The organism is Amycolatopsis sp. NPDC051373 (assembly GCF_040689465.1).
Taxonomy (GTDB): domain Bacteria; phylum Actinomycetota; class Actinomycetes; order Mycobacteriales; family Pseudonocardiaceae; genus Amycolatopsis.
Map to the genome: position 1 here is coordinate 189,906 of NZ_JBFBAE010000009.1, position 20,192 is coordinate 210,097.

Here is a 20,192-nt window from a genome sequence, read left to right on the forward strand (position 1 = left end):
CAGGCCTGAACCGACTTCGGTGCCTCCTGGCACTCCGGCACTCGCGGCAGCACCCAGGCCCGCCGCCATGCCGGAGCCCGCACCCACGCCCACGCCCACGCCGGAGCCCACATCCGCATCGGCACCCGCACCGATTGCAGCGAGGTCCGGGGCCGCGGAGATGTCGGTGCCGCGGCGGGTGGGGCTTTGCCAGCGGCCGGAGCTGCCGCGCCAGGCTTGGGGGAGGGTCCAGAGGGCGACGCAGGCGTCGAGGCAGCGGAGGGGGAGGTAGAGGGGCGCCATGAGCAGGTAGCGGGCGCGGCGTTCCGTCAGGACGACGGCGAGGGTGAGGAGGAGGTCCGGCACGAGGATGCCGAACGCGATGGTCGGGAGGTTGACGTAGTGGCCGATCGCCAAGGTCAGGTCGCCCGCGATCGGTACGGACAGGAAGCCGGGGATGAGGGCCAGCAACAAGAGCACGACCATCAATGGCAGCAAGGCCATGAAGAGGCTGGCCAGGACCAGCTCCAGCACGTACAGCCCCAGCATGAAGCTGAACAGGTCGGCGCTCGGGCGGAAGCGGCGGACGCTTTGCCAGAAGCCGAGGGCCCAGCGGCGCGTCTGGCGGACGTAGTCGCGCAAGGCGTCCGGGTCCTGGGTGACGGCGATGGCCTTCAAGGAAAAGCCGACTTTGCCGAGGCGTTTGCGGTAGACCTCGAACGTCATGTTGAAGTCCTCGATGACCAGACCCGGGGGGTTGATGTCGATGAACGGCAAGGTTTCCGCGCGGTAGAGGCTGGCGAAGCCGGGGACGATGAGGGTCGCGTTGGTGCGGCGCCAGGTCTGGCCGAACTTGAGGAGGCGTTGCAGCAGCGCGTAAATGCGTGCGCGGTGCGCGGTGAACAGGAACGCCGGGAACCCGCGGCGGGAGGCGGACCAGTCGGTGGCGGCGCAGCCGGCCACGGCGACCACGTCGGGGTCGTCGAACTGCGGGAGGGCGGCATCGAAGTAGTCCGGGTCGAGGCGGGTGTCGGCGTCCAGCAGCAGCACGGCGTCGTAGCGGGTGGCGAGGGAGAAGTGGCGCACGCCTTCCTCCAGCGCGCCTGCCTTGCCGACGTTGCTGGGCGTCTCGGTGACGTTCACACCGCATGCCAGGGCGAGCTCGACGGTACGGTCGGTGGAGCCGTCGGACACGACGTGGACGTTCGACGCCGGCACGAGGCGGGTGATGGCGGCCAGCGACTCGCCGATCACCACCTCCTCGTTGTGCGCGGCCATGAGCACGGCGACGCGCGAGCGGTGCACGCGGGCGGGCCGCGCGCGGGGCACCGGTGACGGCCACGGCGGCTGTGGTGACCGCATGCAGTTTTCGAGCGCGCGCGCCAGACCGGCAGTGCCCCACAGGGTGAAGTTCACCCCGAAGACGAAGATTGCCAGCAGCCACAGGGGGATCATCGCGCCTCCGCCGGAGTCCAGTAGGTGTCGAGTTTCGACCAGACGAGGTCGTCCTCCGTGCCGAAGAGCCAGAGGTACACCCCGCCGATCCCGAATTGCCGGGCCTGGGAGAACTTGATCGACGCGCTGTAGGCGTTCTCGAACCACACGTCGTGCCGCTGCCCGGCGGCGTCGGTGTAGGAGAAGTGGGGCGATTCGCTGAACCCGTCCCACTCGACGGGCACCCCGAACTCCCGCGACCGCCCGTAGGCCTGCACCCACGTGACCGGCACGGCGTTGTGGCCCACCCAGTCGTAGCCGTACATCGGCACGCCCAGCACGATCTTCGCCCTCGGGATCTGCGACGTCGCATACGTCAGCACGTCGCGAACCCAGCCCTCGGGCGCGATCGGGCCCGGCGCCGATGTCTGCCAGTGGTAGTCGTACGCCATCAACCGCACCTGGTCGACGGCGCGGCCCAGCGCGGCGTAGTCCTGCGCTCGATTGCGCTCGTCGTAGCCCGCGTCGGTGGTCTTCGCGAACACGTCCACCGACAGGCGTTTCTCGTTGGCGTGCAAAGCATCCGCCAGCCGCGTGATGAACGCCGTGAACGCGGCGCGGTCGGTCGAGCGCAGCTCCTCGTAGTCGATGTCGACTCCCGAGAAGTCCCCTTGCACGACCAGCGCCACGATGTCCGAGATGTGCCGCGCGGTCGCCGCGGGATCGTGCAGGATGGTCTGCACGATCTGCGGATGCCAGCGCCCCTCGGTGACGTTCGCGATCGTCGGCGTGATCTCCACTCCCGTGGCGCGCAGCCGCGTGAGATCGTCCGTGCGCTGAGACTGCGCGACGAGCCGGCCCTGGGCGTCGAGGCCGTAGAGCCACGGCGACGCCTCGGTGACCTGCGACTCGTGCGCCTGCACCGTCGAGGTTCCTCCGGCCAGGTTCCAGTAGGGGAGCGCCGCGATCGTGTGCGGCTGCACGGCCGCGCGCGCTCCTCCGTCTCGCAACAACGTCAACACCAGCAGCTCACACAGGAGAAGCACGGCGACCCGGACGCGGTGACGCGACCGGGACGTCCGGCGCGTCATCAACCGGCGACGGCGGTCCGCAGCTGCGCCCGCCGGTCCTCGATGACGGCGTCGATGGTCTCCCGCAGGCTGTGCACAGCACGGAACCCGACCTGCTGCGCCGCCCGCGCGCAGTTCGGCACCCGCCGCTGCATGTCCTCGTACCCTGCGCCGTACGCCTCCTGGTACGGAACTCGAACGATCGTGCTGTTGGACGCGGTCGCCGAGATCACCAGCTTCGCCAGCTCCTCGATGCTCACCTGCTCGGGGCTGCCGAGGTTGTAGACGCGGCCGTGCGCCGACTCGTCGTCCAGCAGCGCCACGAGCGCGGGCACCACGTCGAGCACGTGGCAGAAGCACCGCGTCTGCCGGCCCGTGCCGAACACCGTCAGCGGCTGCCCGGTCAGCGCCTGGTCCACGAACCGCGGCACCACCATGCCGTAGCGGCCGCGCTGGCGCGGGCCGACGGTGTTGAACAGCCGCACCAGCACCGTCCGCACGCCGAGCTCACTGCCGTAGAGGTAGGTGAACGTCTCGTCGAGCGCCTTCGCCTCGGCGTAGGACCAGCGGTTCTTCAACGGCGACCCGACCACGCGGTCGTCGTCCTCCTTCAGCCCGATCGAGGTGTTCTTGCCGTACACCTCGCTGGTCGACGTGACGAGGATGCGCGCGTCGTGGCGCAGCGCCGCGTCGAGCACGACCTCGGTGCCCAGCAGGTTGGTGCGCAGGCTGTCGAGGGTCTTCTGCATGATCGTGAACACGCCGACGGCCGCGGCCAGGTGGTAGATCTGCTCGACCCCCTCCATGCACGACTCGACGGCGGCCTGATCGCACACGGAACCGCGAACGATCCGCAACCGCGGGTCGCCGGCGACGACCGCGAGGTTCTGCTCGGTGCCGGTGCTGAAGTCGTCCAGCACCACCACCTCGCGGTTCTCGCCGAGCAGCCGCTCGGTCAGGTGGGACCCGATGAAGCCGGCCCCGCCGGTTACCAAGCACCGCATGGGGTACGCCCTTTCTCGTGGATGTTGTTCAGACCAGTTCGCGGTGGGGGGCCGCGTCGAACGTGTAGGTGGCGTCGAGCACCAAGGGGCAGTGCTCGATCCAGTCGTAGGACTGTCCGGGGTGGACGGTGTGGATCAGCACGAGGTCGAAGTCCGTGCCGTGCGGGTCGGGGTTGCTCTGGTACGAGCGCTGGCCCAGCTTCAGCTCCGGCACGAGCGGGTCGTGGTACTCGACCTTCGCCCCGCCGGCCGCCAGCCGCTCGATGATCTCCAGCGCCGACGACTCGCGCAGGTCGCGCACACCCGGCTTGTACGTCACGCCCACCACCACGATCCGCGCGCCCGCCACCCCGCGGCCGGCGGCCGAGAGCGTGGCCGTGACGCGGTCGGCGACCTGGCCGGGCCGGTGCGCGATCGACGTCATGGCCTGGCTGATCAACGGCGCGTCGCCGTGGGCCTCGCGCAGCTGCCACAGCAGGTAGTGCGGGTCGCACGGGATGCAGTGCCCGCCGACGCCGGGGCCGGGGTAGAAACTCATGAACCCGTACGGTTTCGTGGCGGCCGCGCGCGTCACCTCGATCGGGTCGAGCTCCAGCGTCGAGCAGATGCCGGCGAATTCGTTGGCCAGAGCGATGTTCACCGCGCGGAACGAGTTCTCGTACAGCTTCGTCAGCTCCGCCGCTTCGGCCGAGGAGACTTCGTGCAGGAGCGGCGTCAGCTTCTGCAGCACGCGCCGGGCGTGGCGGCTGCACGCCGGCGTGCAGCCGCCGACGACGCGGGGCGTGCTCTGCTGCGTGTGCTCGGCGACACCGGGGTCGATGCGCTCGGGGCTGAACGCCACGAACACGTCGCCGCCGATCACGAGACCCCGGTCCTGCAAGGGTTCGACGAGCATCTCGCGCGTGGTTCCCACGTAGCTGGTGGAGGTGAGGATGAGCGTCTGGCCCGGGCGGGCGTGCTCGACCACCGACCGGCACGCCGCCCGGAGCGGGCCCAGATCCGGTGTCAGATAACGGTCCAGCGGCGTCGGGACGCAGATGATCACGGCGTCGGCCTCGGCCAGCCGAGCGGGGTCGCCGGTGAGCTCGAACCGGCCGTCCCGGCGCGCGACGACGAGGCGCGCGAGGTCGGCCTCGACGAGGTCGGGCTCGCCGGCCAGGATCGACTCGCGCCGGTCGGCGCTGGTGTCGAGACCCAGCACACGCGCACCGTCGGCGTGCAGGCCCAACGCGGTCGGCAGACCCACGTAGCCCATGCCGACGATGGCGACGGAGATGAGGCCCTCGGTCTCGCTGAGGGGGGATTCGGCCATGAGTGTCAAGGGATTTCCCCTTTCCATATCGGCGCCTCGCCTTGGGGCTCGATGCCGGCAGCTCGGGCGATCTTGACGACTTCCAGTCCGCTGTGGACTTTCAGCTTGCGGAACAAGTTGCGGGTGTGCGTGCGCACGGTGTTGCGGGAAAGCTGCAGGCGTGCCGCGATCTGGTCGCTGCGGTCGCCGTCGACCATCGCCACCAGCACTTCGCGTTCACGCTCGCTCAGCACGTCGAGAGGGCTCGAAGCCGGCCGGTGCCGGGTGGCGCCGTCGCGGCGCAACCGATCGAACAGCACGGCCAGCAGCTCCGGCGGGTACCACGCGTGCCCGGCGCGAGCGCCGCGCACGCGGTCCAGCAGGTCTTCGAGCGAACTTTCCTTGGGAATCCAGGTGTCGATCCCCGCGTGGGCAGCGCCCACCGCGAGATCTCGGTCCCGGCTCGCGGTGAGGGCGACGAAGCGGGCCGTCGGCGCCGCTGCGCGCCAGGTTCGGATCCGCTCACGCACGTCGGTGAGCGGCTCCAGCTCCACGGTCACCACGTCCGGCTGCTGTGCGATGAGCGCGGAGCGCAGCGTCGGATCGGAGGTGGCGCGCGTGCCGACCACTCTGATCCAGGGCACCGCGGCGAGGCTCGACGTCAGCACGTCGGCCACCATGCGGTGGTCCTCGATCAGGAACAGACGGGTGATGTCCACGCCGCACAGCAAACAGGCCCTGAAACCGGTTGTCCTCAGCCAGCTGTGCGAAAGACGGCTCATGCAGATGACGGAGGTCCGGCATTTGCGGTAGGCGGGCTCGTCCCTTAGGGGGATCCGGGTGCCGGGTGTTGACCCTACGGTCAGCTGAGGTATCCCCGATCATTTTGGTGGCCACCCATGGAAAGAAGTACGCGGAAACACCGCAAAGCCCGCAAGGGATTGGACTTCCGGCGGGCACGCACGCGGCTCGCGGTCTGCGCGGCCGCGCTGCTGTGTGTGCTGCCCGCGTTGGCGGTGGGGAGTTCCACGGCGAGTGCGTCGCTGGCGCGGCCGCTGGGCGTGGTGCTCACCTTCGACGACGGCAACTCGGATCAGATGACCGCGCTGCCGATCCTGCAGAAGTACAACATGAAGGGCACGTTCTACATCATCAGCGGTTCGGTCGGCGCGCCCAACTATCTGACGCAGGCGAATCTGAACACGATCAAGAACGCCGGGCACGAGATCGGTGGTCACACGGTGACGCACCCCGACCTCACCACGGTGCCTGCTGACGAGGCGAAGCGGCAGATTTGCAACGGCCGCGCCTCATTGGCCGCGATGGGCTTCTCCGTGACCAGCTTCGCGTACCCGTACGCAGCGTTGAACACCTCGGTGAAGAACAACGTGAAGGCGTGCGGCTTCAACAGCGCCCGCGGTCTCGGCGACCTGGCTTCGGCGCACGGTTGCGCAGGCTGTCCGGCGGCCGACACGACCAAACCCGCCGACGCGTACGAGATCAAGGCGCTCGACGAGGATGACAACACCTGGACCCTGGCCCAGATGCAGAGCGCGGTCACCGCGGCCGAGACCAATGGCGGCCTGCTCACCTTCACCTTCCACCACGTCTGCGACGGCGCCGGGTGTGACGAACTGTCCATCTCCACTTCGCGATTGGACCAGTTCCTCTCGTGGCTGAACGGGCGCAAGAGCGTGGGCACGACGGTGAAGACCATGCAACAGGCGATCGGTGGCGCCACGAAGCCGGTCGTGACGGCACCGGCGTCGACGAACACCGGCGTGGTGAACACGTCGCTCGAAACCTCGACCAGCGGCACCGGGTTCCCCGACTGCTACATGCCGGGCGGCTATGGCGGCAACACGCCGACGTGGACGAGAACCACGGACAAGCACACGGGTACTTACGCGCAAAGGCTCGACGTCTCCAACTACACCGACGGCGACGCGAAGCTCTTGCCGGCGTTCGACCTCGGAGCCTGTACCCCGACGATCGCCGCGGGCAACACCTACACGGTCGGCGTCTGGTACAAGTCGACGGCGATCACGCAGTTTGCGCTGTACTACCGCAACACCCAGGGCTTCTGGATGTACTGGACGTCCGGCCCGTGGCTCGCGGCGGCGTCGAACTGGACGCAGGGCACGTTCACCACTCCGGCAGCGCCCGCGGGTGCGACCGGGCTGAGCTTCGGACTCTCGCTCATCGCCAACGGTTCGGTGACGACGGACGACTACTCGTTCGCCGCGGGTACCGGCTCGGCAGCGGCGGCCGCCATCCAGGCGTCCACCACGGGTCCGCAGCGGTTCAGCGTGACGAGCCGCAACTCCTCGAAGGCCGGCACGTTCGGCCGCAACGCGAAGCCGCTGGTCGGCGCGCAGCCCGGGCAGGTCATCGCTCCCGTGGAGCCCGGTGACTGACGCCCGTTCCCCGTCGCTGCCCGGCGCTCGCCGCCGGGCAGCGACCCGGATCAGGCACGCGGTGTGGGGTCTGGCGGCCGTACTGACCACCGCGTCCTGCACCGGCGCGCCCGTCCACTCCCCTGGGGCGGGCGCGCCGGCGAACCCGCCCTCGGCCGCACCGGTCGTCCCGCCTTCGGCCCCCTCGGCCTACCCCTGGCACACGAACATCGTGGCGACGACGTTCTGGGTCGGCGAGATCTTCGACCCGAACGCAGAGGACGGCAGCCAAGTGGAGTCCGCCTACGACGACCGGTGGCTCGACCACTTCGGCGGCTGCGACGGAGTGGTCACGCGCGGGAAGTGCGAGACCGAACCGCGCACGGCGGCCAACGGATTCTTTCCCACGCGCATGACACCGCAGGAGAATCCGTTCTATCTCGACCTCCCTTACGACGATGTGGGAGACGAGGTGGCAAATCGCCAACGCGCCGCAGTGGTTCCGTGGGCATCTGACGAACGCTATTCCGCACGGGTTTCCGATCCAGGCTTCAGCCTCTTGAAAAATCGCTGGGTACGCATCCGCCACGCGGGCAAGGTCTGTTACGGACAGATCCAGGACGCGGGCCCGGGCCGGTACGACGACGCGAAGTACGTGTTCGGCACCGACGATGCCCGGCCGGCGAATGATCGTTTCAACGGGGCCGGAATGGACGTCTCACCTGCGTTGAACGGATGCCTCGGATTCGCCGAGCTCGACGGGGAGAACGATCGGATCGACTGGCAGTTCGTCGACGACGCAGCAGTGCCACGGGGACCCTGGAAGATCATCGTCACCACGAGCGGTGTCACGCACGAGAGCTGATTCCCGCCTATTCACCGACGCCTGGGTTATGCGCCAGTAACGTCCCCAAGATCGCGGACGACTCCCTTCGGTCGGGGAAAAGGTAAAGGCGAGGGAAAAAGCCATGGAAACCGTGCCGGAACGCCGGGCGGCCACCGGGCGCCGCAGCGAGGATCGGACCGTTCAAGCTCTGTGGGGAGTGCTGCACGATCTCGGCCACGAGATCACGACGTTGACCTACCTGGTCGAGTCGGAACTGAAAGACGTGGCCGGCGTGGAGCTGATCGGTGAGCAGGTCTCGCGGTTGCGCACGCTGGTCTCCCACGCGCTGGCAGCCGAGACGCACGAGGAGATCGTGCCGCTGCGGCCGTTGCTGACGCAGCTGGTGAAGCTGGCCGATCGGGTCAGTGAGCCTTCGGTGGTACTCGAGGACGGAGCGGCCGCTGCCGTCCGCGGGGACGGCACGGTGCTGTGGCGAATCCTGGCCAACGTGCTGGGCAACGCGGTACGCGCCGCGGGGCCCGACGGTCATGTACGCGTGGAACTCACGGCGAACTCGCCGGTCACCGTGTCGATCACGGACGACGGGCCCGGGTTCGGGCGCATCCCGCCGGGCACGGCGTCGCTCGGCCTGGTCACGGTCGCGCACCTCGCCGAGGCGTCGGGTGCGCAGGCCCTGGTCGGTCCGGGTGAACCGGAGGGCACGTGCGTGCGGATCGTCTTCCCCAGCCACCTGAGTGAAGGGGAGCACGAATGACGAGCATCGTCCTGGGTGACGACCACAAGGTTTTTCTCGAAGCACTGGCCGGGCTGCTGGAACGGCACGGGATGCGGGTGGTGGGCACCGCCCTCACGCTCGCGGAAGTGGTGGACACCGTGCGCGAGACGCGTCCGGACGTCTGCCTGCTCGACCGCAACTTCGGGGCCGGCCCTGTGGAAGACGGCGTCGCGGCGACGCTCGCGGCGAGCCCGGGCACCAAGGTCATCATGCTCACGGCCAGCCCCGGCAACGGCGCGGTCGCCGACGCCCTGCGCTCCGGCGCGGCCGGCTACGTGCACAAGACGTGCGGCGTGGAGCACCTCATCAACGCCATCGACCGCGTGATCGCTGGCGAAACCCTCGTCGACGTCCCGATGCGCACCTCGGCGCCCACCGCGGACCGCTCGCGCGAGGTCGACCTCCGCGAACGCTTCCTCACCAGCCGCGAACGCCAGTGCCTCGCGATGCTCATCGACGGCGACACGACGCAGACGATGGCGCGCCGCCTCGGCGTGTCCACGGCGACGGTGCGCAGCCACGTGCAGGGGGTGCTGGTGAAGCTCGGGGTCCACTCGCGGCTGGAGGCCGCGGCGCTGGCGGTGCGGCACGCGCTGGTGCCGGCCGCGTCGGCGACTTCCGGGTTCGAGGCGCGGCTCGGGTAAGTCCTTTGTGGACTCAGCCGGGCAGCTGGCTCCGGAGCCGGTCGAGCCACCGGTCGACGGTGAGCTCGTACCGCCCGGGGTCGTTCGACGGCGCGGCCTCGGCGACGGCGGCGTTCACGTGGTCGCGCACCGTGTCTGCCCACTCCGGCAGCACCCACACGGTCTGGAAGTAGTCGGCGCGCATCCGCACGGCGGCGACTTCCTGGTACCCGGCGGTGACCTCGCGGTTGCGCACCCCGTAACGGGATTCGGGGATCTGCGGCGCGCCCGACGTGATGATCAAGACGGTCGGGCGCGCCTTCAGGATGACCTCGGTCGGATCGGCTCCGCGGGAGATCTGCGCGTCGTTGAGGCCGATGTAGTCGATCGCCTGCCAGCCGCTGTAGTACGGGATGGCGCCGGCGTCGCCGACGGCCAGCGTGCGCTGGCGCTCCGGCACGTCGGCCGCGCCGAGTCCCTTGCCGATCGCCACGTGCGCGCGGTGCAGGTCGGGCCCGTAGTTCGCGATCGTGCCCAGGTCGGGTGCCGTCGCGCCGGCCACGGCCGACCAGCCGACGGCGACGACCCCGGTCAGTGCCGTCAGCCACCGCCCGCCCAGCGCGGCCGCACCGAGACCCGCGCCCAGGCACAGCACGGGCACGCCGTGGTCCGCGAAGCGGTCGAGGTAGTCCATGGTCGGCCCGGACACGGCGTAGGTCACGTACGTCAGCACAACGGTGGCCACCAGTAGTCCGCCGGCCGCGCGGGTGGCGCGGCGCAGCAGCAGCGACAACGTCAGCACGAGCAGGGGGAGCAGGAGCCAGAAGGTGTGCTCCGTCCACATCCGGCCGGACGCGAGGTCGCCGAACTTGACGTAAAAGGTGTTCGGCAGGAATTGCCCGTAGTACTGCCAGCGCCACCCGAAATACCCGGCGCCGACCACGGCAGCGCCTGCCGTCCACCACCACGTCGCCCGGCTGCGCCGCGTCGTCCACAGCCAGACGGCCACCGTCGGCAGCGCGGCCAGCACGCCGTCCGGCCGCAGCGTGCCGAGCACGAGCAGCAGCAACGGCGGTTCCCACGGGTGCACGCGCTCACCGTCGAGCGCGCGCAGGCCCAGCACCGCCGCGCGCAGGAGCACGGCCGCGAACACGGCCGTTTCGAGGCCGCTCGTGATGTGGAAGTACGTCGGCAGGAAGACCACGTACGCGCCGCCCGACATGAGAGCGCCGGCGAGTCCGCCCCGGCGGTGGCCGGTCGTCACCAGCATCAGCAGCGTGAGCACCCCGAAGACCAGCGACGTCATCTTCGTGAACAGCGGCAGCGCGAGCCCCAGCCACGAGCCGAGCCCCGACCACAGCACCCAGGAGAAGTCGGTGAAGCCCTCCACGCGCGGTCCGGTCACGTTCCACACCGGGCCGTGGCCCGCGGCGAGGTTGGCGGCGTAGCGGAAGCTGATGAACGCGTCGTCGATGGTGAAGAACCACGCCGACCAGGCGCCGGCGAGGAACAGCACGAGCAGGCCGACGCCGGTGAGCACCAGGGCGCGGCGGCGCGGTCTGGCGGTTTCGACGCCGCCGGCTGCTTCGGACGTGGATGTGATGGTCATGACGAACCCCGTGGCTGGACGAACCTGTGACCCCGACGGAGCGGCAACTTTAGCCGAGTTGTCCGGATAGTCCCACGATCAGCCCCCGTGTCGGGACTCGTCTTACCCCGTCCGGATCCGTGCGGAGCCCCGTCGTCAGCCGGCGGCTTCGGTATTCCGGATCTTACGATGATCTTTCACGCACTGCGCACAACTTGATTGCGCACAATTAAGTTGTAGTGTTCAGGGCAAGCGAAGCCCGAACTTCCCGAGGAGCAAGAGATGCGCACACGTACTCGCCTGGCCCGGATCGCCGCCGCGACCGCCGCGTTGGCCGCGGCCGCCGTGTTCGTGGCGGTGCCGTCGTCGGCGGCGCCGCAGCAGGCCGACCACCACGCGCCGGCGAAGGCGAAGCCGACGATCGTGCTCGTGCACGGTGCGTTCGCCGACACGTCGAGCTGGAACGGCGAGGTCACGCGGCTCGAGCAGCGCGGCTACAAGGTGGTCGCCGCCGCCAACCCGCTGCGCGGGGTCGCGTCCGACGGTGCCTACATCAAGGCGTTGGTCGACAGCGTCGACGGACCGGTCGTGCTGGTCGGACACTCCTACGGCGGCTCGGTGATCACCAGCGCCGCGCTGAACGACCCCAAGGTGCAGGCGCTCGTCTACATCGCGGGCTTCATCCCGAACCAGGGCGAGTCCGCGCTCGATCTGACCAACAAGTTCCCGGGCAGCACGCTCGGCGACACGCTGCAGCAGGTCACCCTCCCCGGCGGGGAGACCGACCTCTACGTGAAGCAGGACCTCTTCCCGAAGCAGTTCGCCGCCGACGTCCCGCTGTCGCAGGCCCGCCAGATGGCCGCCGGTCAGCGCCCGGTCGCCGCGTCCGCGCTGAGCGAGGCGTCGGGTGCGCCCGCGTGGAAGAACATCCCGGTGTGGGACCTGATCCCGACCGGTGACAAGAACATCCCGCCCGCCGCGCAGAAGTGGATGGCCGAGCGCGCCCACGCCCACACCGTCGTCGTGCCGGGTGCCTCGCACGCCGTGCTGGTCTCGCGCCCCGACAAGGTCACCGACATCATCGTGAGTGCCGCGAACGCGACCACCAAGTGACTCGCCGCTGAAACCCTGAAAACACAGCCTCGGCCACCTCGGCCGGGGCTGTGTTCATCGTCCGATCAGCCGCTCGACAAGTGCGGTGTATTGCGCCACGATCGCGTCGCGCGTCAGGCGGCCGGCAGGGGCGAACCACTCGCGCACGCCGTTGAGCATGTCGAGCACGGCCATCGTGGTCACGGTGACGTCGTCGATCCGGAACTCGCCGGCGGCGACGCCCTCGGTGAGGACATCGCGGAAAGCGTCGTGGTACGCGGTCTGCAGCTTGATCCCCTCGGCCTGCTGGGCGGGGTCGAGCGCGTACCGGATGGGGTTGCCGACCAGCAACTCCGGGCGCCGGTCGTCGCTCAGCTCGAGGTGCAGGCGCACGACCCGCCGCACGCGTTCGCCGGGCGAAAGGGACTCGTCGCGCAGCACGGGCACGGTCGCGTCCACGAAGTCGGTCATGAACCGCGAGACGATCGCGTGCAGCACTTCCTGTTTGTTCGTGAAGTGGTGGTACATCGTCGAGGACGAGATGCCCACCGCGTCGGCCAGGTCGCGGATCGACGTGGCGCTGTAGCCGCGCTCGTGAAACAGCTCACTCGCGCGTTCGAGGATCAGGACCCGGAGATCGGGCCCCTCGTCGAGTGACTTCTTCCTGGCCAAGGCCCTCCTTCCGGTGAAGAGGTGGGGGTACGAACGTGCCGATCGTACGATCGACACGTTGACGAGGCGAACTCCACCTGATTAGCCTGGGTGTCGATCAATCGATCGACACGGGACAAGGATCTCATGACCGAACACGACTGGTCGCCCCTGCCGCGGCCGGGCAGCCGCGTGGTGGTCACCGGCGCCGCCGGCGGTCTCGGCCGGGCGCTCGTCGCCGCGTTGACGCAGGTCGACGCCCGCGTGGTCGGTATCGACCGCGTTGCCGCCGAACCCGAGCACCTCATCGCCGACCTCACCGACGAAACCGCCGCCGCGCGGGCCGTCGCCGAAGCGGTCGAACGGCTCGGCGGCCTCGACGCCGTGATCGGCGCCGCCGGGATCGTCGACACCGTCCATCGCGCGAGCAGGTTCCCGCTCGACGCGTTCCGGTCCGATGTGGACGCCAACCTCGTCGCGCAGTTCGTGCTCGCCCGCGCGGCCTACCCGGCGTTGAAGGAATCTGCCGGCTCGATCGTGTTCCTCTCGTCCGTCGCGGCGGAAGACGGCCTGCCCGGCCAAGCGGCGTACGCGGCGGCCAAGGCCGGCGTGCTCGGCCTGACGCGCTCGCTCGCCGCGGAGTGGGGCGGCGACGGCGTGCGCGTGAACGCCGTCGAGCCTGGTCTCTTCGCGACGCCCAAGGTGCTCGCGATGCCCGAATCGGCCCGTGAGCGGCTGCTCGCCGGCGTGCCGATGGGCCGCGTCGCGACGCTGGGTGAAGTCGTCGGCTCGGTCCTCTACCTACTGTCCCCGGCCGCGGGCTACACCACTGGTCAGGCGCTGCGCCTCGACGGCGGCTCCGGGCTCACCCGCGGCGGCTTCTACCGCTGAGACCCCGTCACCGCTGAGCATCCAGTACCGCTGAGCACCCAGGAGATCCCCGTGCCCGCCAGAACCTTGCCCGCCATGCTGCTCGACGTCGCCGGAAGACACGGCCCGGGCGAAGCCCTCGTCGACGGCGAGACCCGCATCTCGCACGCCGACATGGTGCGCCGCTCCGCCGTCGTCGCCACGCGGCTGCGCGAGCTCGGCGTGGAGCCCGGCGACCGCGTCGCGATCCTGCTGCCCAACGGCTGGCAGTACGCCGTGAGCTACTTCGGCGTGCAGCTCGCCGGCGCCATCGGCGTGCTCGTGAACACGCGCTTCGCCCAGCCCGAGATCGAGCACGTCCTCACCGATTCCGGCGCGAAGCTCGTGATCACCGACCGCGACCTGCCCGGCGCTGTCGACGCGGCCGTGCTCACGGCCGACACCGGCGAAACCGCCGACCCGGCCGCGCAGCCGGGTCAGCGGAGTGAGCCCGGCGACGTCGCGCACCTGCTCTACACGTCCGGCACCACCGGCCGCCCCAAAGGCGCGATGCAGACGCACGCCAACCTGATGTTCAACGCCGGCACCGTGCGCGAACGCCTCGGCGCCGGTCCCGGCGAACGCACGCTCGTGGCCGCGCCGATGTTCCACGCCACCGCGATCGTGTCGCAGTTCATCGGCTTCCTCGCCAACGGCGCGTGCTGCGTGTTCACGCCTGCGTTCAAGGCGGAGACGACGGTGGCGCTCATGGCGTCGGAGCGCATCACGTTCTTCGCGGGTGTCGCCGCCATGCTGCGGCTGATCCTGTTGAAGGCTGAAGACGCGGGCGCGGACCTGTCGTCGCTGCGGCTGTTCGTGATGGGCGGCTCGCCGGTGCCGGAGTCGTTCCCCGCGCAGGTGAAGGAGCAGCTGCCGGATCTGGTGCTGGGCAACGTCTGGGGCCTCACGGAAGGCACGTCGATCGTCACGTTCACCGCCGGCGCGGAGTACCTGAGCCACGCGTGGAGCGTCGGCCCAGTGGTCGAGGGCGTGGAGGTCGCGATCGCCCTGCCCGGCGAGCCGCCGCGCGACCTGCGCGACACGGTCGGCGAGCTGTGCGTGCGCGGACCCGTGGTGGCCGCGGGGTACTGGGGCAACCCGGAGGCCACCGCGTCGACCTTTGTGGACGGTTGGCTGCACACGGGTGACGTCGGCTCGATCGACGGCGAAGGGTTCATCCGCGTGCTCGACCGGCTCAAGGACATGATCATCCGCGGCGGCGAGAACATCTACAGCCTCGAGGTGGAGAGCGCGCTCGCGCAGCATCCCGACGTGGCCGAGGTCGCCGTGGTCGGCGTGCCCGACCCGATCTTCGACGAGCGGGTGCGGGCGGTGGTCGTGCCGCGGCCCGGGCGCACGCCGAGCGAGGAAAGCCTGCGCGAGCACGCGGTGAAGCTGCTGGCCGACTTCAAGGTGCCTGTGGAGTGGCGGTTCGTGACGGAGTTGCCGCGCAACCCGTCGGGCAAGGTCCTCAAGCGGGAGCTCTCGGATGCCGGCTGACCACGTCGATGTCGTCGTGATCGGCGCGGGCTTCAGCGGCCTCGGCATCGCGGCGCGGCTGGACAAGGCCGGGTTCCGCTCCTTCCGCGTCCTCGAAGCAGCCGACGACCTCGGTGGCACCTGGCGCGACAACACCTATCCGGGCTGTGGCTGCGACATCCCTTCGCCGCTGTACTCGTACTCGTTCGCGCAGAAATCCGACTGGAGCCGGTTGTTCGCCGGTCAGCCGGAGATCCTGGAGTACCTGCACGACGTCGCGCGCCGGCGCGGGCTGCTCGATCGGCTGTGCTTCGGGCAACGCGTCACGCGTGCCGCGTGGGACGAGGACGCCGGGCGCTGGGACGTGACCACGGCGACGGGGGAGACCTACCGCGCGCGGTTCGTGGTGTCGGCCGTCGGTCCGCTGCACCACCCGTCTTTCCCGGAACTTCCTGGTGTGGAGTCGTTCCGCGGCGAGGTGTTCCACTCCGCGCAGTGGCGCCACGATGTGGACCTGAAGGGCAAGCGCGTGGCGGTGATCGGCACGGGGGCGAGCGCGATCCAGTTCGTGCCGGCGATCGTCGACCAGGTCGCCGCGCTGACGGTATTCCAGCGGACGCCGCCCTGGATCGTGCCGAAGGCCGACCGCGCGTTCGACGCCCGGCACAAGTTCTGGGCGCGCTGGTTCCCGCCGTTCCGCTGGTACGTGCGCGACCGGCTGTACTGGATCCACGAACGCCGCGCGGTCGGGTTCGTCGCCGACCCGGCCGCGATGGAGCAGACCGCCAGTCTTGCGAAGCGGCTGCTGCGCAAGCAGGTGCCCGACGAGGATCTACGTGCGCGGCTCACACCCGACTACACCATCGGCTGCAAACGCCTGCTCATCTCCAGCACGTGGTACCCGGCGCTGACGAAGCCGCACGTCGACGTCCGCTCCGGCGGCGTCGCGTCCGTGCGGCCGGGCGCAGTGGTCGCCGCCGACGGGGTGGCGGTGCCCGCCGACGTGATCATCTACGGCACCGGGTTCGACACGCAGCAGACCATCCGGTTCGAGGTCGAGGGCCGCGACGGCCGCACGCTCGCCGACGCCTGGAGCAAGGGCAACGAGGCCTACCTCGGCACGACCGTCGCCGGGTTCCCCAACCTGTTCCTCATGGTCGGACCGAACACCGGGCTGGGCCACAACTCCCAGGTGTTCATGATCGAGGCGCAAGCGTCCTATGTGGTCGCCGCGCTGCGCCGGCTGCGCCGCGCCAAGGCGTTCGAGGTGCGAGCCGAGGTTCAGGACGCGTTCAACGACTGGCTCGACTCGCGGATGGCCGCCACCGTCTGGCAGACCGGCGGGTGCCGCAGCTGGTACCAGGACCCGAAGTCCGGCCGCAACACCGTGCTGTGGCCGGCCGGCACCGTGGAGTTCTGGCGACGGACCCGGCACTTCCGCGCGTCGGACTACGCCGTGACCTGAGCGTTGGGCCGAACGGAGCAATTCGGAACGGCGGTGGAACCTCCGCCGGCTCCTTCACGTAGGTGAACACAGTGGACACTCCCCTCAGAAGTCCGCGCGGTAGGCGGTGATCGTCTCGGCGACGGTGCTGCCACCGGCGTCGGCGGCGGTGACGCGCAAGGCCACGGCCGTTCCCCAGCGGACGTCTGCACGTGAGCGAAGGTGACATCGAGCGACTGCGGAGCAAAGTCTTCACCGCCGCGGTGATCGTGGGGGCGGCGCTCACCGCCGCCACCGGCACGGCGGGTGGCGCGACCGCTCGGGCTGCCACCGTGCACTTCGGACACCGGCTGCTTCCGCAAGGTGAACCAGCGCGGCGACGCGGCTCCGTTGCCCGGCTCGAGCTTCGGCTGGAATCTGGAGTCCACACTGGACGTGTCGGTGGTTTCGGCGGCGTGCCCGTCGTGCCGGATCCTCGTGGTGGAGGGTGACAGTCCGCTATTGCCGGATCTGGCTGCCACGGAGGATACCGCCGTGCGGCTGGGTGCGAAGATCGTGACCAACAGCTACGGCGGGCGGGAGAACGGGTACTCGCTTTCCTTCGCGAGCAGCTACCAGCACTCCGGCGTGACCACCGTCGTGTCCTCGGGTGACGACGGGTTCACCGCCGCCGGCTGTCCGGCGGTGCTGCCGGACGCGGTGGCCGTCGGTGGCACGACGCTGAGCCGTGACCCGTCCGACCGCGCCTTCGCGGAGTCGGCGTGGCTCTCCGGAGGCAGCGGCTGCTCGGCGTACGTCGCGAAACCGGCGTGGCAGCGGGATCCGCACTGTCGCAATCGGACAGTTGCCGATGTCTCGGCGGTCGCCGAGTAGTTGTCGATCTACTTCACCGATGCGGGTGGCTGGGCGACGGCGAACGGCACGAGTGGCTCCGCACCGTTTATCGCCGGTCTGATCGCGCGGGCCGGGCACGCGGGCACCACGACGGCCGCCACCCTGTACACCGGTGCGGGGCACTTTTTCGATGTCACCGACGGTTCCGACGACCAGGTCTCGGGCGGGGCCAAGTGCGGCGGTGACTACCTGTGCGTCGCCGCCGCCGGGTACGACGCGCCCACGGGCGTCGGCACGCCGGACGGGCTCGCCGGCCTGTAGCGCGAAAACGATTTGCCCAGCGGACGCCGGGGCCGGTAGCTTGCTCCCGACCGCGATTCGGCTCGAGGAGGTGGGACCCATGTTCAGTGGATCGATGTGGGTGCTCCCCCTCAGTTTCGTGGTCGGGCGGTAGATGTCGCCGGGAGCGCCGAGAGCACTTCCGAAAGGCGGCATGCCATGTACTTCACTTCCGAAACCTCGGCGCACGGTCTCGTCGAACGCGAGTTCATCGTCGGCGATGTCCCCGGCGTTCTCTGGACCCCCACGGCGGGCCCCGGCCCACTCGTGCTCCTCGGGCACGGCGGTGGTAACCACAAGAAGCACCCGGCCATGACCGGTCGGGGCGGGCTGCTCATCGCCGCCGGGTTCTCCGTCGCCGTGCTCGACGCGCCCGGGCACGGCGACCGGCCCCGCTCGGCGGAGGACGACCGCGAGGTCGACCTGATGCAGGAGGCGATGGCGACGGGCAAGCCCGTGGGCCCGATCGTCGAGCGCTACAACGGTGCCCTCGCAGCGCGTGCCGTGCCCGAATGGCAGGCGGCGCTCGACGCGTTGCAGGACGAGGTGCCCGGCCCCGTCGGCTACTGGGGCATCAACATGGGCACGGCGATCGGTGTTCCGCTGATCGCGGTCGAACCCCGCATCAAGGCCGCGGCGCTGGGCCAGTTCTGGCCGTCGACGTTGGTCGACCTGGCGAAGCGGATCACCATCCCGATCGAGTTCGCCGTGCAGTGGGACGACGAGCACATCCCGCGGGAAGACGCGCTCGCGCTGTTCGACGCCTTCGCCTCACCGGAGAAGACGGTGCACGCCAACGCGGGAAAGCACAAGCAGCTCCCACGGTTCGAGGCGGCCAGCGCCGTCCGCTTCTTCAGCCGGCACCTCGGCACGCCGTGACGAGCCACGCGCGGGAGCCGAGCCACACGCCGTCGGCGCTTTGGTGGGTGGCCATGACCTCGCGCAGCCGGTCGAGCGCACGCTCGGTCTCGGCGTCGTCGAGCTGAGCGAGCACGTCGCCGACCAGGCGCAACGGCTTCACCGCGGCGACGGCGGTGCCGGGATCCGGGCCGTACCACAGGGGTTCGGCGACGTCGGTGAGGCTCAGATCAGTGAACCCCGCCGTGGTCAGCACTTCGCTGACCACGGCGGGGTCGCCGAGCGAGAACGGGCTGTCGTCGGGCACGGGGGGATTCCCGACGGCCCGGCTGATTTCGGACAGCCACTCCTGCTGATCGCCGCGCTGCCACACGAGCTGCACCAGCCGCGCGCCCGGCCGCAGCGCGCGTCGGAGATTGGTGAACGCGGCGACCGGATCGGCGAAGAACATCGTCCCGAAGCGGCTGAACGCCAGGGTGAACTCGGTGGGCGGGAACTCGTGCACCTGCGCGTCGGCCTGTTCGAACCGCACATTGGCGACATCCCCGGCGAGCCGGCGCGCAATCTCCAGCCGAGCCGCCGAGACGTCGATGCCCAGGGCGCTTCCCCGGATCGCCAGCCGCGCTGCTTCGCACGTCGTCGTGCCGGCGCCGCACCCGATGTCGAGGACTGTGTCCTCCGGGCCCACGGCCACGGCTGCGCGCAGCCAAGGCTGGTAACGGCACAGCTCGGCGTCGTAGTCGAAAGCGGGCGCGGTCATGGCGCCCATCATGCCCGTCACCGAGATGCGGCAGCGAAAAGTCGCAGGTAGATTGCGGTTCGTGATCTTGCGGGAAGTCGCTCATGCGTGAGGACGAGGTCCTCGCCCAGCTGACCACGCCCCTGGCCGCGCCGGCTTTTCCGCGCGGGCCCTACCGGTTCACCGACCGCGAATACCTGAACATCACCTATCGGACGGATCCGGTGGCGCTACGGGCGCTGGTGCCGGAGCCGCTGGTCGTCGACGAGCCGCTGGTGCGGTTCGAGGTGATGCGCATGCCCGACGTGACCGGCCTCGGCGACTACACGGAGTCCGGCCAGGTCGCGATGGTGCGCCACGGCGACGAGGCCGGTGAGTTCACCCTCGGCATGTACGTGGACAGCCTGCCCGCCATCGCGAGCGGCCGCGAGGTCGCCGCGTACCCGAAGAAACTCGGCAAACCCAGGCTGTACACGGATTCCGACACCCTCGTCGGTTCGCTCGCCTACGGCTCGATCCAGGTCGCGCTCGCCACGATGGGGTACAAGCACCGCACACTCGACGAAGCCCAGGCACGCGCGGAGCTGACCGCACCCACGTTCATGCTCAAGATCGTGCCCGGCTACGACGGCCGGCCGCGCATCTGCGAGCTCGCGCGCAGCCGGATCAGCGACGTGACGATCAAGGGCGCGTGGACCGGCCCGGCGCGGCTGTACCTCGTGGCCCACGCGCTCGCGCCGCTGGCCGACCTGCCGGTGCTGGAGATCGTGTCGGCCAGCCACCTTCTGACCGATCTCACGCTCGGCCGGCTGGCGGTCGTGCACGACTACCTGGCTTGAG

The 20,192-nt window shown here is 69.9% G+C and carries 20 protein-coding genes; 12 read left to right on the plus strand and 8 right to left on the minus strand.

Features of this window, described 5'->3' with window-relative positions; translation table 11 throughout:
• From AB0383_RS18705 to AB0383_RS18725, 5 genes are all read right to left on the minus strand, one after another.
• On the minus strand, nt 1-1,434 hold a 1,434-nt coding region (locus tag AB0383_RS18705), incomplete at its 3' end, for a glycosyltransferase family 2 protein (protein ID WP_366187990.1).
• Nucleotides 1,431-2,396, minus strand: a complete 966-nt coding sequence (locus tag AB0383_RS18710; RefSeq protein ID WP_366187991.1) for a glycosyl hydrolase family 18 protein — start codon at nt 2,394-2,396, stop codon at nt 1,431-1,433. The genes AB0383_RS18710 and AB0383_RS18705, both read right to left, overlap by 4 nt.
• Before the next feature lie 107 nt (nt 2,397-2,503).
• Nucleotides 2,504-3,487: an NAD-dependent epimerase/dehydratase family protein gene (locus tag AB0383_RS18715; protein ID WP_366187992.1), complete on the minus strand. Its 984-nt coding sequence runs from the start codon at nt 3,485-3,487 to the stop codon at nt 2,504-2,506.
• A gap of 28 nt (nt 3,488-3,515) precedes the next feature.
• Nucleotides 3,516-4,799 carry a nucleotide sugar dehydrogenase gene (locus AB0383_RS18720; protein WP_366187993.1) on the minus strand — a complete coding sequence of 428 codons (1,284 nt, stop codon included), beginning with the start codon at nt 4,797-4,799 and terminating at the stop codon, nt 3,516-3,518.
• 5 nt (nt 4,800-4,804) lie between these two features.
• Nucleotides 4,805-5,497, minus strand: coding sequence for a response regulator transcription factor (locus tag AB0383_RS18725; RefSeq protein WP_364180857.1), 693 nt, complete (start codon nt 5,495-5,497; stop codon nt 4,805-4,807).
• Nucleotides 5,498-5,677: 180 nt separating this feature from the next.
• Here AB0383_RS18725 and AB0383_RS18730 point away from each other — a divergent pair, with 180 nt between their 5' ends.
• The 4 genes from AB0383_RS18730 to AB0383_RS18745 all read left to right on the plus strand — a co-directional run bounded on the left by AB0383_RS18730 (nt 5,678) and on the right by AB0383_RS18745 (nt 9,440).
• Complete coding sequence (locus tag AB0383_RS18730) at nt 5,678-7,195, plus strand: polysaccharide deacetylase family protein (protein WP_364180860.1); 1,518 nt, start codon at nt 5,678-5,680, stop codon at nt 7,193-7,195.
• A gap of 211 nt (nt 7,196-7,406) precedes the next feature.
• On the plus strand, nt 7,407-8,039 hold the full coding sequence (locus AB0383_RS18735) for a hypothetical protein (RefSeq protein WP_366187994.1): 633 nt from the start codon (nt 7,407-7,409) through the stop codon (nt 8,037-8,039).
• A 103-nt stretch (nt 8,040-8,142) separates the two neighbouring features.
• Nucleotides 8,143-8,775: a HAMP domain-containing sensor histidine kinase gene (locus AB0383_RS18740; protein ID WP_366187995.1), complete on the plus strand. Its 633-nt coding sequence runs from the start codon at nt 8,143-8,145 to the stop codon at nt 8,773-8,775.
• On the plus strand, nt 8,772-9,440 hold the full coding sequence (locus AB0383_RS18745) for a response regulator transcription factor (RefSeq protein WP_366187996.1): 669 nt from the start codon (nt 8,772-8,774) through the stop codon (nt 9,438-9,440). The genes AB0383_RS18740 and AB0383_RS18745 overlap by 4 nt, the downstream gene beginning before the upstream one ends.
• A gap of 13 nt (nt 9,441-9,453) precedes the next feature.
• Here AB0383_RS18745 and AB0383_RS18750 read toward each other — a convergent pair whose 3' ends face one another.
• Entirely contained in the window at nt 9,454-11,028 is a 1,575-nt protein-coding gene (locus AB0383_RS18750; protein ID WP_366187997.1) for a hypothetical protein, read from the minus strand.
• Between the two features lie 261 nt (nt 11,029-11,289).
• On the opposite strand from AB0383_RS18750, the gene AB0383_RS18755 reads away from it, so the two are divergent.
• Nucleotides 11,290-12,120: an alpha/beta hydrolase gene (locus AB0383_RS18755; RefSeq protein ID WP_366187998.1), complete on the plus strand. Its 831-nt coding sequence runs from the start codon at nt 11,290-11,292 to the stop codon at nt 12,118-12,120.
• Between the two features lie 54 nt (nt 12,121-12,174).
• On the opposite strand, the gene AB0383_RS18760 is transcribed toward AB0383_RS18755, so the two are convergent.
• Nucleotides 12,175-12,771 carry a TetR/AcrR family transcriptional regulator gene (locus AB0383_RS18760; protein ID WP_366187999.1) on the minus strand — a complete coding sequence of 199 codons (597 nt, stop codon included), beginning with the start codon at nt 12,769-12,771 and terminating at the stop codon, nt 12,175-12,177.
• A gap of 126 nt (nt 12,772-12,897) precedes the next feature.
• Here AB0383_RS18760 and AB0383_RS18765 point away from each other — a divergent pair, with 126 nt between their 5' ends.
• From AB0383_RS18765 to AB0383_RS18790, 6 genes are all read left to right on the plus strand, one after another.
• Complete coding sequence (locus tag AB0383_RS18765) at nt 12,898-13,641, plus strand: SDR family oxidoreductase (protein ID WP_366188000.1); 744 nt, start codon at nt 12,898-12,900, stop codon at nt 13,639-13,641.
• Between the two features lie 51 nt (nt 13,642-13,692).
• Nucleotides 13,693-15,159, plus strand: a complete 1,467-nt coding sequence (locus tag AB0383_RS18770) for an AMP-binding protein (RefSeq protein WP_364180000.1) — start codon at nt 13,693-13,695, stop codon at nt 15,157-15,159.
• Nucleotides 15,149-16,603 carry an NAD(P)/FAD-dependent oxidoreductase gene (locus AB0383_RS18775; RefSeq protein ID WP_364179998.1) on the plus strand — a complete coding sequence of 485 codons (1,455 nt, stop codon included), beginning with the start codon at nt 15,149-15,151 and terminating at the stop codon, nt 16,601-16,603. The genes AB0383_RS18770 and AB0383_RS18775 overlap by 11 nt, the downstream gene beginning before the upstream one ends.
• 285 nt (nt 16,604-16,888) lie before the next feature.
• Nucleotides 16,889-17,455: a hypothetical protein gene (locus AB0383_RS18780; RefSeq protein WP_366188001.1), complete on the plus strand. Its 567-nt coding sequence runs from the start codon at nt 16,889-16,891 to the stop codon at nt 17,453-17,455.
• On the plus strand, nt 17,456-17,737 hold the full coding sequence (locus AB0383_RS18785) for a hypothetical protein (RefSeq protein WP_366188002.1): 282 nt from the start codon (nt 17,456-17,458) through the stop codon (nt 17,735-17,737). It abuts the gene before it with no gap.
• Between the two features lie 177 nt (nt 17,738-17,914).
• A complete protein-coding gene (locus AB0383_RS18790) occupies nt 17,915-18,634 on the plus strand; it encodes an alpha/beta hydrolase (RefSeq protein WP_366188003.1) in 720 nt (239 codons plus the stop codon).
• On the opposite strand, the gene AB0383_RS18795 is transcribed toward AB0383_RS18790, so the two are convergent.
• Nucleotides 18,609-19,373, minus strand: coding sequence for a methyltransferase domain-containing protein (locus tag AB0383_RS18795; RefSeq protein ID WP_364179992.1), 765 nt, complete (start codon nt 19,371-19,373; stop codon nt 18,609-18,611). The two genes, AB0383_RS18790 and AB0383_RS18795, sit on opposite strands and share 26 nt — an antisense overlap.
• A gap of 83 nt (nt 19,374-19,456) precedes the next feature.
• Here AB0383_RS18795 and AB0383_RS18800 point away from each other — a divergent pair, with 83 nt between their 5' ends.
• Nucleotides 19,457-20,191, plus strand: a complete 735-nt coding sequence (locus AB0383_RS18800) for an acetoacetate decarboxylase (protein ID WP_366188004.1) — start codon at nt 19,457-19,459, stop codon at nt 20,189-20,191.
• The last annotated feature ends 1 nt before the right edge of the window (nt 20,192 follow it).

Bases quoted from the DNA above. Each gene is read 5' to 3' on its own strand.
- AB0383_RS18715 (WP_366187992.1), bottom strand. From the start codon at position 3,487: ATGCGGTGCTTGGTAACCGGCGGGGCCGGCTTCATCGGGTCCCACCTG.
- AB0383_RS18720 (WP_366187993.1), bottom strand. From the start codon at position 4,799: ATGGCCGAATCCCCCCTCAGCGAGACCGAGGGCCTCATCTCCGTCGCC.
- AB0383_RS18730 (WP_364180860.1), top strand. From the start codon at position 5,678: ATGGAAAGAAGTACGCGGAAACACCGCAAAGCCCGCAAGGGATTGGAC.
- AB0383_RS18740 (WP_366187995.1), top strand. From the start codon at position 8,143: ATGGAAACCGTGCCGGAACGCCGGGCGGCCACCGGGCGCCGCAGCGAG.
- AB0383_RS18745 (WP_366187996.1), top strand. From the start codon at position 8,772: ATGACGAGCATCGTCCTGGGTGACGACCACAAGGTTTTTCTCGAAGCA.
- AB0383_RS18750 (WP_366187997.1), bottom strand. From the start codon at position 11,028: ATGACCATCACATCCACGTCCGAAGCAGCCGGCGGCGTCGAAACCGCC.
- AB0383_RS18755 (WP_366187998.1), top strand. From the start codon at position 11,290: ATGCGCACACGTACTCGCCTGGCCCGGATCGCCGCCGCGACCGCCGCG.
- AB0383_RS18765 (WP_366188000.1), top strand. From the start codon at position 12,898: ATGACCGAACACGACTGGTCGCCCCTGCCGCGGCCGGGCAGCCGCGTG.
- AB0383_RS18775 (WP_364179998.1), top strand. From the start codon at position 15,149: ATGCCGGCTGACCACGTCGATGTCGTCGTGATCGGCGCGGGCTTCAGC.
- AB0383_RS18790 (WP_366188003.1), top strand. From the start codon at position 17,915: ATGTACTTCACTTCCGAAACCTCGGCGCACGGTCTCGTCGAACGCGAG.
- AB0383_RS18795 (WP_364179992.1), bottom strand. From the start codon at position 19,373: ATGACCGCGCCCGCTTTCGACTACGACGCCGAGCTGTGCCGTTACCAG.
- AB0383_RS18800 (WP_366188004.1), top strand. From the start codon at position 19,457: ATGCGTGAGGACGAGGTCCTCGCCCAGCTGACCACGCCCCTGGCCGCG.